The sequence below is a fragment of the Streptomyces coffeae genome, assembly GCF_016741875.1.
Lineage (GTDB): Bacteria > Actinomycetota > Actinomycetes > Streptomycetales > Streptomycetaceae > Streptomyces > Streptomyces coffeae.
This window is the reverse complement of record NZ_JAERRF010000001.1, coordinates 262,562-275,615: the sequence shown is the minus strand read 5'-3', so window position 1 is coordinate 275,615 and position 13,054 is coordinate 262,562. Positions and strand designations below refer to the sequence as shown.

The window sequence follows — 13,054 nt, the reverse complement described above, 5'->3', positions numbered from 1 at the left end:
GCTCAGGTCGGTCCATGCGGATAAGTGGAATGTGTCACGCCGCCACAACTTCCTTGCGGGGCCCGGAATCAAGGGGCCTGGAGTCAAGAGGGAGAACGCGCCGAGGGCGGGAGGACCGGACCCGGGGTCCCTCTTCCGGGGAGAAGCGGCGAGTGGACTAGACCTCTCACGGTGGATCGCGGGAGACTGTTTCCCGTGAAACACATCATCGCCCTGGATGTGGGCGGCACCGGCATGAAAGCCGCCCTGGTCGGGGCGGACAACACACTCCTGCACGAGGCCAGGCGGCCCACCGGACGGGAGCGCGGCCCCGAGGCCGTCGTCACCGCGATCCTGGACTTCGCCGCCGAGCTGCGCGCGGTGGGCGAGGAGCGCTTCGGCGGACCGCCCGCGGCGGCGGGCGTCGGCGTACCCGGGGTGCTCGACGAGGCGCGCGGGGTGGCCGTCTTCGCCGCCAACCTCGGCTGGCGGGACGTCCCCCTGCGCGCGCTGCTCTCGGAGCGGCTGGGCGGGATCCCGGTCGCGCTGGCCCATGACGTCCGGATGGGCGGGCTGGCCGAGGGGCGGATAGGAGCGGGTGAGGGCGCCGACCGGTTCCTCTTCGTGTCGGTCGGCACCGGGATCGCGGGCGCCATCGGTATCGAGGGCCGGATCGACCCGGGGGCGCACGGCTCCTCGGCGGAGATCGGCCATGTGGTCGTACGGCCCGGCGGCCCGGTGTGCGGCTGCGGCGGGCGGGGCTGTCTGGAGACGCTCGCCTCGGCGTCCGCGGTCGGCCGCGCCTGGGCGGCCGCCAGCGGCGACCCCACCGCCGACGCCGCCGACTGCGCCGAGGCCGTGACCTCCGGGGACCCGCGGGCCGAGGCGGTGTGGAGGGAGATGACCGGGGCGCTGGCCGACGGTCTGGTGATCGCCCACACCCTGCTCGACACCGGGATGCTGATCATCGGCGGCGGACTCGCCGAGGCCGGGGAGACCCTGTTCGGCCCGCTGCGCGACGAGGTCGAGAAGCGCCTCACCTTCCAGCAGCTTCCCCCCATCGTCCCCGCGGCCCTCGGGGACACCGCCGGATGCCTGGGCGCGGGCCTGCTCGCCTGGGATCTACTCGCCACGGAGGTTTCCGCCTGATGGTGCAGCGAACGGTTCTCACGGGCGCCCGGGTCGCGCTGCCGTCCGGGGTGGTCGAGAACGGACGGGTGACGGTCGAGGGCACCCGTATCGCCGCCACGGACACGGGGCCGGACGCGGGGCCGCACACGGGCGCCGCGCGGGCCACGACGCGCGATCTGAGCGGCTGCTGGATCGTCCCCGGCTTCGTCGACATCCATGTGCACGGCGGCGGTGGCGCGTCCTTCTCCGCGGGCACCGCCGAGGAGGCCCTCACCGCCGTACACACCCACCGGCGCCACGGCACCACGACCATGCTCGCCTCCACCGTCACCGGCGACCTGGACGACCTCGCCCGGCAGGCGTCGGTCCTCTCCGAACTGGTCCAGCAGGGCGAGCTGGCCGGGATCCACTTCGAGGGGCCGTTCATCTCCCCGCACCGCTGCGGCGCCCACCAGCCCTCGCTGCTGCGCGCCCCCGATCCGGCGGACGTCCGCAAGCTGATCGACGCGGCCCGCGGCACCGCGCGGATGATGACCCTCGCGCCCGAACTGCCCGGCGGGCTGGAGTCCGTACGGCTGCTCGCCGACAGCGGCGTCATCGCGGCTGTCGGCCACACCGACTCCACCTACGAGGCGACGCGCGGGGCGGTCGAGGCGGGCGCCACCGTGGCCACCCACCTGTTCAACGCGATGCCGTCGCTGCTGCACCGCGAACCCGGCCCGGTCGCCGCGCTGCTGGAGGACGAGCGGGTCGCCATCGAGCTGATCAACGACGGCACCCATCTCCACCCGGCGGTGCTCCAGCTCGCCTTCCGCCGCGCGGGCGCCGATCGCGTCGCGTTCATCACCGACGCGATGGGCGCGGCGGGCATGAGCGACGGACGCTATCCGCTCGGCCCGATGGAGGTCGAGGTCAGGGACGGGGTGGCGCGGATCAGCGACGGGCCGACGGCCGGATCGATCGCGGGCTCGACCCTCACCCTGGACCATGCCTTCCGGCGGGCGGTGACCGTCGACGGGCTGAGCGTCGACGAGGCGGTGCGGGCGCTGTCCTCCACCCCCGCGAAGGTGCTGGGCGTGGCCGGCCGGGTGGGCTCGCTGGAGCCCGGGAAGGACGCGGACCTCGTGGTCGTCGACGCGGACTTCCGGCTCCGGGGTGTGATGTGCCGCGGCAGCTGGGTGGTCGATCCCGAAGTGAACTGATATACCCCGGTGTTGAGCCACCCCGCCACCACCGGGGGGTGGGCCGTGCGCCACGGCTTTGGCATGATCGCTGGACGGCGGGTAACACCTGCCGCACAGGACGGGCACCGCCCGCCGCACAGCCGCACGCTTCAGCAAAGGAATCTCCGTCCGGCGGGGGGACGGGAGAGGGGATGCCAGGGTGATCCTGACGGTCACACTCAACACCGCCCTCGACATCACCTACCGGGTGCCGCAGTTGCGTCCGCACACCACCCACCGCGTCACCGACGTCGCCGAACGGCCCGGCGGCAAGGGGCTCAACGTGGCCCGGGTGCTGGCCGCGCTCGGCCATGACACCGTCGTCACGGGCTTCGCCGGCGGGGTCACCGGCACCGTGCTGCGCGACCGCCTCGCCGCGCTCACCGGGTCCGGCGCCGGCCCCGGGGCCACGGCGCCCCGCGGCCGGATCACCGACGCCCTGGTGCCCATCGCCGGTACCACCCGGCGCACCATCGGCGTGGTCGACGGCTCGACGGGTGACACCACCCAGCTCAACGAGCCCGGTCCGATCGTGACCACCCCCGAGTGGTCCGAGTTCCTCACCGGATACACCCGGCTGCTGCGCGAGGCGGCGGCCGTCGCGCTGTGCGGCAGTCTGCCGCCCGGCGTCCCCGTGGGCACCTACGCCCAGCTCATCCGGGAGGCGCACGCGGCCGGAGTGCCCACCCTGCTGGACACCAGCGGGGAGCCGCTGCGCCGCGGTATCGCCGCCCGCCCGCATGTGGTCAAGCCCAACGCCACGGAGCTGGCGGGGCTCACCGGCAGCACCGATCCGCTGCGCGCCGCCCGGGACACCCGGCGGCGCGGGGCGCGGGCGGTGGCCGCCTCGCTCGGCGCGGACGGGATGCTCGTGGTCACCTCGCAGGGCACGTGGCGGGCCCGTCCGCCGCGGCGGCTGGCGGGGAACCCGACCGGGGCCGGGGACTCGGCGGTGGCGGGGCTGCTGTCCGGTCTGGTGGAGGAGGTTCCGTGGCCGGACCGGCTGGCCCGCGCGGTGGCCCTGTCGGCGGCGGCCGTACGGGCCCCGGCGGCGGGTGAGTTCGACCGTGCGGTCTACGACGAGCTGCTGGGGCGGATCGAGGTGACGGAGCACCCGGCGGCGGCGTGACCGGCCGGGTGCCCGACGCGCGCGTCGGTCAGGGCGTCAGTCACCCGGCTTCTTGTTGGTCAGCCACATCTGGTCGAGGTTGGCGTTGCACTGGTCGCCCGCCTCGCAGGACACCGTGATGGTGTTGGTGCCCGCGTTCAGCTCGACCAGGGACCAGCTGTTCGTCCAGCCCTTCTCCCAGTCGCCCTTCGGGCCATGGGCGAAGTTGTCCATGTTGACCGGGCGGGACTGCTTCTTGCCGTTGATCGTCAGCGACATGCTCTGCTTCTCGCCGGGCACGCCGTAGCCCACGTACAGCCGGTAGGTCTTGCCCTTCTTGACGTCCACGCTCCAGCTCGCGGACGCGCCGGGGGTGTTGAGACCGGCGACGTACTGGCCGCCCGCGGCCTTGGCGCCCTTGATGTCGCCCGCGACCGCCGCGCCGCCCGCCAGCTTCATCTTCGCGCCGTCCTCGGTGGGCAGCGTCACGTCCGGCTTCGCGGTGGGGCCGGAGCTCTGGCGGGGCTTCTCGCTCTGCTCGGCGGTCGGCTCGTTGCTCGGCCCGGCCTGGTCGCCCTTGTCGCTGTCGTCCCCATTGGTGATCATCGCGATGCCGATGCCGACGACGACCACCGCGACCACCGCGATCGCGCCGATCAGCAGCCCCCGGTTGTTGGGGCCACGACCGCCGCCACGGCCGCCGCTCGGGGCCGGGGCGGGCTGCTGCCGGGGCGCACCGCCGGGCAGGGTCTCGGGGGCGGCGTAGTGGGCGTTCTGGCGGCCGTAGCCGCCCTGCTGGCCGTAGCCCTGCTGGCCGTAGCCCTGCTGCTGCCCGGGTGCCTGCCCACCATAGGTGCGCTCACCCACCGCGCGGACCTGGTTGTACGAGGTCCGGGGGACGCCGGGCTGAGCCGGACCCGGATAGCCGTAGCCACCGGTACGGGCACCCGGCTGAGCCGACTGGCCGGACTGCTCGCCCTCGGAGCGGTACAGATAGGCGAACGGGTCGTCGTTCTCCGGTGTGTCCGAGCCGTTGTTGCCGGCCGTCATCCCTCGTCACTCCCCTGTGCATTGGCCATCGGCGTCACGATGCGTTGCGCCACGACTGCTCATACCAGGGCCGACAGGGCCTCGGCAGGTGGTGCGCTGTCCGGATGGCCAATATTCATGATCGGTTCACTGTCGGCGGCAGGGCCGCATCGGCGCAGCCTACCGTGACAGGGACGTATGGAAGCGCCGCCCGGGTTCCACCAGGATGCGGCCAGAGTGGCACCCGGGGCTACCCGGCCCGTCTGCGCTCCTTGGATCGGGACCGCTTCTCCACATACATCCGCTGGTCAGCGGATTGCAATACTTCCTCGGCCGTCATTCCGCAACCCGCCCAGCTGATACCGAAGCTGGCCCCGACCCGGACCGCCCGGCCGTCCACCCGGATCGGCGGGATGATCGCGTTCCGCAGCCGGACGGCGAGGTCCTGGGCGTCGGCGCGGCCGAGTCCGTCGGCGAGGACCACGAATTCGTCACCGCCGAGCCGGGCGACGGTGTCCCCGTCCCGGACGCCGTTGGTCAGCCGGCGGGCGACCTCGATCAGGACGGCGTCGCCCGCGTGGTGCCCGAACCGGTCGTTGATGGACTTGAAGCCGTCGAGGTCGCAGAAGAGCACCGCGAGCCCCTTGTGGCCGTCGTCGATGTCGCTGTCCTCGTCGGGCGGAACGGTGTGCACATGACTGTCGAACGGGCCGCTGCCCGGAGCGGGCGGGCTGCCGAAGCTCTCGAACTCGTCGACGAAGCCGTAGCGATGGCCGCCCGTGTCGGTCTGGGCGGCGACCGCGGCGGTCTCCACCACCCCGCCCGGCAGCGGCGGGGTGCCGCACAGTCTGCTGCCGAGGCGGGCGCGCAGCTCGGCGCTGTTGGGCAGACCGGTCAGCGAGTCATGGCTGGCGCGGTGGGCGAGCTGGAGCTCATGGCGCTTGCGCTCCTCGATGTCCTCGACGTGAGTGAGCAGGAACCGCGGGCCGTCGGCGGCGTCGGCGACCACCGAATTGCGCAGCGAGACCCAGACGTAGGAGCCGTCGCGCCGGATGAGGCGCAGCTCGGAGCGGCCGCCCTCGGCGGAGGTGCGCAGCAGGGTGCCGATGTCCTCGGGGTGGACGAGGTCGGAGAAGGAGCAGCGGCGCATCGCGGAGGAGTGGCGGCCCAGCAGCCGGCACAGGGCGTCGTTGATGCGCAGCAGCCGGCCGTGCTGGTCGCCGCCCATCTCGGCGATGGCCATCCCGCTGGGCGCGTACTCGAAGGCCTGCCGAAAGCTCTCCTCACTGGCGCGCAGTGCCTGCTGATCGCGCTCCAGCCGGAGCAGGGCGCGCTGCATATTGGCGCGCAGCCGGGCGTTGCCGATCGCGATCGCGGCGTGGAAGGCGTACATCTGGAGCGCTTCGCGGCCCCAGGCGCCGGGGCGGCGGCCGTTGCTCGGGCGGTCCACCGATACCACGCCGATGAGCTCGCCACCGGAGGCGCCCGCCGCGTACAGCGGGGCGAACAGCCGGTCCATCGGATGCCATTCGTCGGCGAAGCGGGGGGCGGGGCCGGGGGTGTGCCACTGGGGGACGTCGTCGTCGTCGAGCACCCAGCCCTCGGTGTACGGGATGAAGCGCAGATCGCCCCAGCGGTCGCCCATGGACAGCCTGCGGTCCCAGGAGGCGCGGGAGCCGACCCGCCCGGCCATCAGCGCCTCGGCCCCGGCGCTGCCGCCGACGGCGGCGACCACGAGATCGCCGTCCGGCTGGACCAGATTGACGGCCGAGAGCTCATAGCCGAGCCCGGTGATAACACCGTCCGCGACCGTTTGCAGAGTGTCGGCGAGGCTGCGCGCGGTATTCAGATCGGCGACCACCTGATGCAGCTGCCGCAGGGTCGCAAGGCGGATATAGGGCTCCGACTCGGTCTCCATCGCTCGCACTCCCCCGAGACCTCGACAGCAACTCCTGGCTTCTTGTCGTCCGATTGCCACGGCCACTGAATCACAGCGAGCTGCCCACTCGGTACACAGGGTCAACAATTACTGGCTGCTGTGACTCATGTCACAGAACGTATTCAACCCTTGGAGAGAGGGGATGGGAGCGCTCTCATCTTTGCGGTGCGCAAATTCCGGAATGACAATGCCTGGTCATCCCCGGCGTTCCCTGGTAACCGGGGCGACGCCCGACGTAGAACCGAAGACCTAAGCCCGTTTTGGGTCTTGAGCCCGATGCGCGGAAGAAGCGCGTGACGTTAGCGTTCGGGACGTGTTTCCGACGACGCCTTCCGCTCCCGCTTCCACCCCCGCCGAGCCCTCCGTCCCCCATCCTGGTGGGGTGAGTGAGGACGATTTCCGCGCCGCGCTGTCGCGCCTCGCCGCGGGTGTGGTGCTGGTGACCGCACACGACCCGGAGGAGGGTCCGCGCGGCGAGGACGTCGGCATGACGGCCACCGCGTTCATGTCGGTGTCACTCGATCCGCCGCTGGCGATGGTGAGCGTGCGCAACGGCTCCCGGATGGATGAGCTGCTGGAGCGGCAGCCGCTGTGGGCGGTGTCGGTCCTGGCGGAAAGCCAGCGTCATATCGCGGGACGATTCGCGATGAAGGGGCGCATCAGCGACAGACTGCTCTTCGAGGACATCACGGTCGTACGGGGCGCGGAGAGCGGGGCGCCGCTCGTCTCCGACGCGCTGGCCACGCTGGAGTGCCGCACCGAGCAGCGGGTGACAGCCGGGGACCACACGCTGGTGGTGGGCCGGGTGCTGTCGGCGTCGACGCCGTCGGGGGCGGAGGGCGGCCCGCTGATGTACTTCCGGGGCCGCTACCGGACGATGGGCTGAGCGGGTGCGGCTGTATGCCGGTGGCGGCTGCGGCTGCGCGCCCGTCGCCGCTCGGTGCGGGTCCCGACTCGGCGCCGGCGGCGGTTGGGCGCTCGTCACGGCTCGGCCTGGGGCGCGGCTCCGGCCGGGTGCCGTTCGGTGCGGTGTGCCGCGAGTGCCGGTCACCGCGCGGTGGCGAGGCGCGCGGCTCAGTGCCTGGTACCGCTCGGTGCGGGCGCCGCTGAAAAACGACCTCGATGAAGTCCGGTGCGGTTCGGGCGCGCCCCGAAGGGGCGCGGGGCAGTGTCGATGTGCGGCTCCGCCACGTGGGCGCGACCAGCCACGAGGCAGCCGCAGACGAACGACGGCACCTCCCGGCACTTCCCGCGGAGCGCTCAGTGCCAGTCGCGGCCGGAGCGGCCACGCTTGGTATCACCGCGCTGCTTCTTCTCCCGCAGACGGCGCTCGTTGATACCGCGCGGAATACGCGTAGGACGGCGCGGCCTCGGTGGCGGCGCGGTGGCCTCCGCGAGCAGCGAGGCAAGCCGCACGGCGGCCGTCTCGCGATTGCGCCACTGGGAGCGGTGCTCGGACGCCCTTACCGTCACCACCCCGTCGACCAGCCGCCCCGCCAGCCGCTCCAGCGCGCGCTGCTTCCACACCGGCGGCAGCGCGGTGGTGCGGGCGAGGTCGAAGCGCAGCTCGACCTGGCTGTCGCTGGTGTTGACGTGCTGTCCGCCGGGCCCGGAGGACCGCGAGAAACGCCACATCAGCTCGGCCTCCGGCAGGGAGACCGAGCCACGGATGACATAGGGCGCGGACATGCCCCCATGGTCCCGTGCCCACCGGGGCTCCGTCACCTCGTTTTGTCCCGGCACCTCGTTTTGTCCCGGCCCGCGCGGGTTCGGCATCAGGATTTGGCAAAGAAAGTAAAGGGAGCTGGAACCCGACACCGCCCCGATGGCGTTGTGGAGGGTGACGGTAGCTTCGTCCGGTACGAAGCCCGACGCTCGGATCCATCGAGACCACGAAAGGGACTCCCCATGGCTGTAAGCCTGTCCAAGGGCGGCAACGTCTCGCTCACCAAGGAGGCACCGGGCCTGACCGCCGTCACGGTCGGCCTCGGCTGGGACGTCCGCACCACCACGGGCACCGACTTCGACCTGGACGCCAGCGCCATCGCGGTGAACACGAACGGCAAGGTCTACTCCGACCAGCACTTCGTGTTCTTCAACAACAAGGCCACTCCGGACCAGACCATCGTCCACACCGGTGACAACGTCACCGGCCAGGGCGAGGGCGACGACGAGCAGATCAACGTCAACCTGGCGGGTCTGCCGGCCGACATCGAGAAGATCGTCTTCCCGGTCTCGATCTACGACGCCGAGTCCCGCAGCCAGAACTTCGGCCAGGTGCGCAACGCGTTCATCCGCATCGTCAACCAGGCGGGCGGCACCGAGATCGCGCGTTACGACCTCAGCGAGGACGCCGCCACCGAGACCGCCATGGTCTTCGGCGAGCTTTACCGGAACGGCGCGGAGTGGAAGTTCCGCGCCGTCGGTCAGGGCTACGCCTCCGGCCTGGTCGGCATCGCCCAGGACTTCGGCGTCAACGTCTGAGGTTCCGCCGGAACCGCCGGTGCATAACGGCACATAACACCGAGGGCCGGATACCGTGGCAGCGGTATCCGGCCCTCGGTGTGAGCGGCCCACCGTGAGGAGAACCCCCGTGTCTCCTTGCGGTCGCCGTCGGCCGTCGGCCTCGGCGTCCAGTATTCCGGGGCGGCCGCCGGACGTCGTTCGCACAGCGTCCACTGTTATTGGCATGGAGTGGACAACGACACCGCCAACGAGGCCTGAGCGGGGCTGAGGAGGGCTCGCTGCCGGTAGTCCCGGGGCGGCATGCCGTAGGCGTTGCGGAACGCGCGGGTGAAATCGGCGGCGCGGGTGAAGCCCCAGCGGGTGGCGATGGCGTGGATGGTGTTGGAGCCCAGCGCCGGATCCGCGAGATCGCGGCGGGCCCGCTCCAGCCGCTGCTCGCGGATCCAGGCCGCGACGGTCTCGTGCTCGCCCTGGAACAGCCGGTGCAGATAGCTGATCGAAATGTTGTGCGCGGCGGCGATCGTGGTCGGGGTCAATCCCGGATCGTGCAGATTGTTTTGCACATGGGCGCGAATGCGCAGCACCAGACTCCGGGTGCGCGTTTCCGGCGGAAGGGCACGGTCCGCCTCCAATGTGTGCGCGAAGAGCGAGGACAGCAGATCGACCAGGACCGTGCCCAGACGGGGGCCGTCGGACGGCAGATAACAGCTGGTGTCCGACACCAGTTGGGTGAGGAACTGTATGAGCAGGGCGCCGAACCCTTCCCGTCCGGACATTCCACGGGCGAACAGCCGGTCCATGCTGTTCTGCGGCAGATGTAGCAGCCGCTTGGGGATTTCGATCCCGATCCCCGAGAAAAGATCAGCCCCATTCGTGCAGTTGACCTCAACATCCCGTGAGCTGTCGTAGACCTGTATCTGATAAGCGCCGAGCACGGCCCGCTCATTGCCCCAGCTGATGCGGTTGGTGCCGTGCAGCGGGATCCCGATGTGGTACTGCTCGGGGTCGGACTGGCGAATGAGCTTGGGGGTCCGGCGATAGCGGAGGGACTGGTGGGTCGTGGGCCACACATGAAGCGCGCCGAGCTCCAGCACGCGCTGATGCGCCTGGTAGTCCGCCGCGTATGCGCTGTACAGATCCAGCGGCGCATGGGTCCGCCCGATGCGCTCGCACCAGTAGTCGAACCGGTCCGCCCCCGGCAGATCCTCCGTCCGGAACACGGTCTCGTTCAGCATCCTGTTGTCTTCTCCCCTCCTGACCTGCCGCGACGCCCTGGTCACACGCCGCACGGCAGGCTGCCACCCGCCTAGTCAACATCCACTCGAGTCCATCACAAGGCGCGGACATGACACCGACCCGGCCGGAGTCAGGCCCTGTTGTCAGTGGTGGGTGCTGGACTCTCCCCATGGACGCTGAACAGCTGCTGACGAGGGTGGCCGCCCTCATATGGCCGGACGTCGGCGATCTGACGTGCGAAGAACCCGGACATACAGCAGGAGACCTGGATCGCCGACGGCCCCGACCCCGACCGGTGGCCCGTCTACGCCACGTACGCCGAACCGAGGGGGGAAGCGGTTTCACAACGCTCCCGGCGGGCCTCTGTGAACCGCCGTGGGCGGAAGACGCGTCCCTACGCCCCGAGGGAAGCGGGCGCCACCGTCCGAGCGCGCTCGTGCAGTTCCCGCGCTGCTCGATTCTTGAGGTGCGGACGGATCAGTCCCACCATCGCCCGCATGCGGTCATCCGCTCGGCCCGACTGGACCAGCGGGTAGTCGTCCAGCGCCTGGTGCCACGTCGCGCAGGCCGCCTCCAGATGCCCCACCTTCATCTGACGCTCGGCGAGCACAGCCCGCTCCCGGACCCGAGTGCGGCGATAGACGCTGTAGCGCAGGACGTCCGACTGCATCATGGCCACGATGGACCCGTGGATATCGCCGAGCTCATAGCGCACCTGACTGATGTGGTAATTCAGGGAGGACGGGTCATAGGAGCCGAACGCCTTCTCCCTGGACTCCGCCTTGTCCATGGCCGACTCCGCTTCCCGAAGACGCAGGAGCGCCGTACCGCGGTCACCGATCTGCGCTGCGGCATGGGCCTGTTGACCCGCCAGGAACGCCCGCATCCTGGGACCGGCATTGGGCGACGCCGATGCGGCCGCGTCCGCCAGGCGCATGGCCTCGCGGCCGTGGCCGAGGTCAACCGCCTGAACGCTCATACCGCGTAACGTCGTGCAGTAGGTCAGATGGTCTTCCGAAGCACCGGCCAGCTCCAACGCCTTGACGTAATACCGCTGCGCCAAGCCGTGCAGGCCCTCGTCAACAGCCATGTAGCCCGTCAGATAGCAGAGGTCGGATGCGGCCGACATCATCGCTTTGCGCACGGTCTCGGGGGCGCCCGCCGTCAGATAGGGCGCGACGGTGTTCACGAGGAATGCCGCCGCCATGGGGCGGGTGTGACGTCCGCCGAACTGGTCGTCCACTTCGGAAATGCGCTCGGTCATGGCCGTGACCATCTCCACCTCGGCCATTCCGGCCCGCTGGATCTGCCCCTTCCCGGCGACTTCCATCCGGCCTACGACATCGGGCCAGTGAGGCACGGTCAACGCGACGGAGAAAAGGCTCGCGCCGAGGACGCTGCGGCGTGAGGGGTCCATGTCCACCCTCCCCAAGTCGACCAACGCCTCCACCGTACTCGGGCGCGCGTTCGACTCGTCAGCGGTCACGGGGAATCCCGCTTCGGCCTGCGTGACCGGGCGGCCCAGCTTCCGGGCGAACGCTTCCAGGATCAGCGGCCGGGTGGCCTCCCTGGGCATATGGCCACGAAGCCACTGATGAGCGGAGGGTTCCCGGTACTTCTGCGGCGTACCGCGCTCGGTGCCGATGCGGTTGATCTCCTGGATCCACTGCCGCAATGTCCATCCGGTCGCCCGGAACAACCTCTCCAGGCCCGCGTTGGGCTCCCGCTGGCTCACTCGCCTCAACTCCTCGGCAAGGCAGGGCGCTTAAAGCTCTTAAAAGCTGCCGCGCACATCACCGTACCGCGATGTGTAGCGGTTCGGTTGCATAGAGCGAGAAGGGACCCCCGCGGCCGTGGCACCGGCCCGGGGGCATGGTCAACGCTGAACAGGAGCGTCAACATGCGCGAGCGTATCGCCCGATTCATGGTGTGGTGGCGGGGGACATTACGACCCGTCACCCTCAGCCACCTCACGATGCCGGAACCATCGCAGTCCGCGCCGGTGCGCGTCCCCGCCCCGGCGCGCGTACCGGCCGCTGTCCGCCGCGCGGACCCGCCCACGCTGCCTCTGCCACGTCTACCGGTCAGGGAACGCTTCCCCATCGTGTGGGACACGGACCCGGTGCCGCTGTACATCCTCCAGCACGAGCGGCGGCAGACGCTGGGGGTGCGGTGAACACCGCGCGGCCCGAACCGGGCCAGGAGGTCTACGACAGCGCCACGGGACGGGTGGGCGTTCTCCAAGCCGTCTGTGACGTCAAGGAACTCATCTTCGACCCCCGGATGCCGGGCCCGCTCATCGCGTTCCTCCGCCCCGTGAAGGGCGGGCAGGAATGGACGGCTGACCCCAAGGACGTCACGTTCCCCGAGAGAGCACAACCGAGTCCCGACTCCGGCGACGCATGCCATGCACCATGCCGAATCAGGGAGCAACCACAGCAATGACAGCGGTCGGCCCTCGGTCTGTGCCGGGGGCCGACTCACGCCTGGAGAAGACCGGAATCCATGAGAGCGGCCGCGAGAGGTCGACCTCTACCCGACTCCGACGCCGCGTCAAGGAAATAACCTACGGGGCCAAACGAATTGGCCATCCCGTGACCCTGTCCTGGCCCGGTGGGTTACCCCGGACCGACCAGCAAGGGCGGCCGGAAGCCGTCGGCCCGGGGTGGGGGATGTGTGGCTGATCGGGCGATAAGTGCCCATATCCCAGGCGCTGTTCAGCGCCAGAAGCTGACCGATTTCGCCTGCGCACCCACACCTGCGAGTCAAATTCTTGTTACGGACCTGTCAGAACCGGTCATTCGGTGACAGTCTCTGCTCGACCTCGCCACGCACATCGGCTGACACGTGGCAAGGCGCGTACCTCACGCACCACTCCTGCTGTACCGGGCGGTCCACCCACGGCCGTCCGCACCCCCTACGCAGGGCCGCGACCCGGCGGCC

At 70.5% G+C, this 13,054-nt stretch carries 11 protein-coding genes; 6 read left to right on the top strand and 5 right to left on the bottom strand.

Translation table 11 applies throughout. From position 1 onward, the window contains the following. Positions 1 to 195 precede the first annotated feature (195 nt). From JK363_RS01265 to JK363_RS01255, 3 genes are all read left to right on the top strand, one after another. Positions 196 to 1,128, top strand: coding sequence for an ROK family protein (locus JK363_RS01265; RefSeq protein WP_201870605.1), 933 nt, complete (start codon positions 196 to 198; stop codon positions 1,126 to 1,128). Further along, the gene (gene nagA / locus JK363_RS01260) at positions 1,128 to 2,312 is read left to right on the top strand and encodes an N-acetylglucosamine-6-phosphate deacetylase (protein ID WP_201870604.1); all 1,185 of its coding nucleotides are present in this window, start codon (positions 1,128 to 1,130) and stop codon (positions 2,310 to 2,312) included. Before JK363_RS01265 ends, nagA begins: the two co-directional genes overlap by 1 nt. Positions 2,313 to 2,493: 181 nt before the next feature. Next, on the top strand, positions 2,494 to 3,462 hold the full coding sequence (locus JK363_RS01255; RefSeq protein WP_201870603.1) for a 1-phosphofructokinase family hexose kinase: 969 nt from the start codon (positions 2,494 to 2,496) through the stop codon (positions 3,460 to 3,462). A 36-nt stretch (positions 3,463 to 3,498) separates the two neighbouring features. Here JK363_RS01255 and JK363_RS01250 read toward each other — a convergent pair whose 3' ends face one another. Then, a complete protein-coding gene (locus JK363_RS01250) occupies positions 3,499 to 4,491 on the bottom strand; it encodes a carbohydrate-binding protein (protein ID WP_201870602.1) in 993 nt (330 codons plus the stop codon). A 229-nt stretch (positions 4,492 to 4,720) separates the two neighbouring features. Then, complete coding sequence (gene cdgB, locus JK363_RS01245) at positions 4,721 to 6,388, bottom strand: diguanylate cyclase CdgB (RefSeq protein ID WP_201870601.1); 1,668 nt, start codon at positions 6,386 to 6,388, stop codon at positions 4,721 to 4,723. Positions 6,389 to 6,722: 334 nt separating this feature from the next. Between cdgB and JK363_RS01240 the strand changes: the two genes are divergently transcribed. After that, positions 6,723 to 7,295, top strand: a complete 573-nt coding sequence (locus JK363_RS01240) for a flavin reductase family protein (RefSeq protein WP_201870600.1) — start codon at positions 6,723 to 6,725, stop codon at positions 7,293 to 7,295. A 374-nt stretch (positions 7,296 to 7,669) separates the two neighbouring features. On the opposite strand, the gene arfB is transcribed toward JK363_RS01240, so the two are convergent. Further along, entirely contained in the window at positions 7,670 to 8,098 is a 429-nt protein-coding gene (gene arfB / locus JK363_RS01235; protein WP_201870599.1) for an alternative ribosome rescue aminoacyl-tRNA hydrolase ArfB, read from the bottom strand. A gap of 219 nt (positions 8,099 to 8,317) precedes the next feature. On the opposite strand from arfB, the gene JK363_RS01230 reads away from it, so the two are divergent. Next, positions 8,318 to 8,893: a TerD family protein gene (locus JK363_RS01230; RefSeq protein ID WP_009716966.1), complete on the top strand. Its 576-nt coding sequence runs from the start codon at positions 8,318 to 8,320 to the stop codon at positions 8,891 to 8,893. 197 nt (positions 8,894 to 9,090) lie between these two features. Here JK363_RS01230 and JK363_RS01225 read toward each other — a convergent pair whose 3' ends face one another. Then, positions 9,091 to 10,110: an AraC-like ligand-binding domain-containing protein gene (locus JK363_RS01225; RefSeq protein WP_201870598.1), complete on the bottom strand. Its 1,020-nt coding sequence runs from the start codon at positions 10,108 to 10,110 to the stop codon at positions 9,091 to 9,093. A gap of 395 nt (positions 10,111 to 10,505) precedes the next feature. Beyond that, a complete protein-coding gene (locus JK363_RS01220) occupies positions 10,506 to 11,846 on the bottom strand; it encodes an NsdA family TPR-like regulatory protein (protein WP_201870597.1) in 1,341 nt (446 codons plus the stop codon). Positions 11,847 to 12,011: 165 nt separating this feature from the next. Between JK363_RS01220 and JK363_RS01215 the strand changes: the two genes are divergently transcribed. Continuing rightward, positions 12,012 to 12,287 carry a hypothetical protein gene (locus JK363_RS01215; RefSeq protein WP_201870596.1) on the top strand — a complete coding sequence of 92 codons (276 nt, stop codon included), beginning with the start codon at positions 12,012 to 12,014 and terminating at the stop codon, positions 12,285 to 12,287. Positions 12,288 to 13,054: the final 767 nt, after the last annotated feature.

Excerpts from the sequence above, each read along its gene's own strand:
- nagA (WP_201870604.1), top strand. The coding sequence starts at position 1,128 with ATGGTGCAGCGAACGGTTCTCACGGGCGCCCGGGTCGCGCTGCCGTCC.
- JK363_RS01250 (WP_201870602.1), bottom strand. The coding sequence starts at position 4,491 with ATGACGGCCGGCAACAACGGCTCGGACACACCGGAGAACGACGACCCG.
- cdgB (WP_201870601.1), bottom strand. The coding sequence starts at position 6,388 with ATGGAGACCGAGTCGGAGCCCTATATCCGCCTTGCGACCCTGCGGCAG.
- arfB (WP_201870599.1), bottom strand. The coding sequence starts at position 8,098 with ATGTCCGCGCCCTATGTCATCCGTGGCTCGGTCTCCCTGCCGGAGGCC.
- JK363_RS01230 (WP_009716966.1), top strand. The coding sequence starts at position 8,318 with ATGGCTGTAAGCCTGTCCAAGGGCGGCAACGTCTCGCTCACCAAGGAG.
- JK363_RS01225 (WP_201870598.1), bottom strand. The coding sequence starts at position 10,110 with ATGCTGAACGAGACCGTGTTCCGGACGGAGGATCTGCCGGGGGCGGAC.
- JK363_RS01215 (WP_201870596.1), top strand. The coding sequence starts at position 12,012 with ATGCGCGAGCGTATCGCCCGATTCATGGTGTGGTGGCGGGGGACATTA.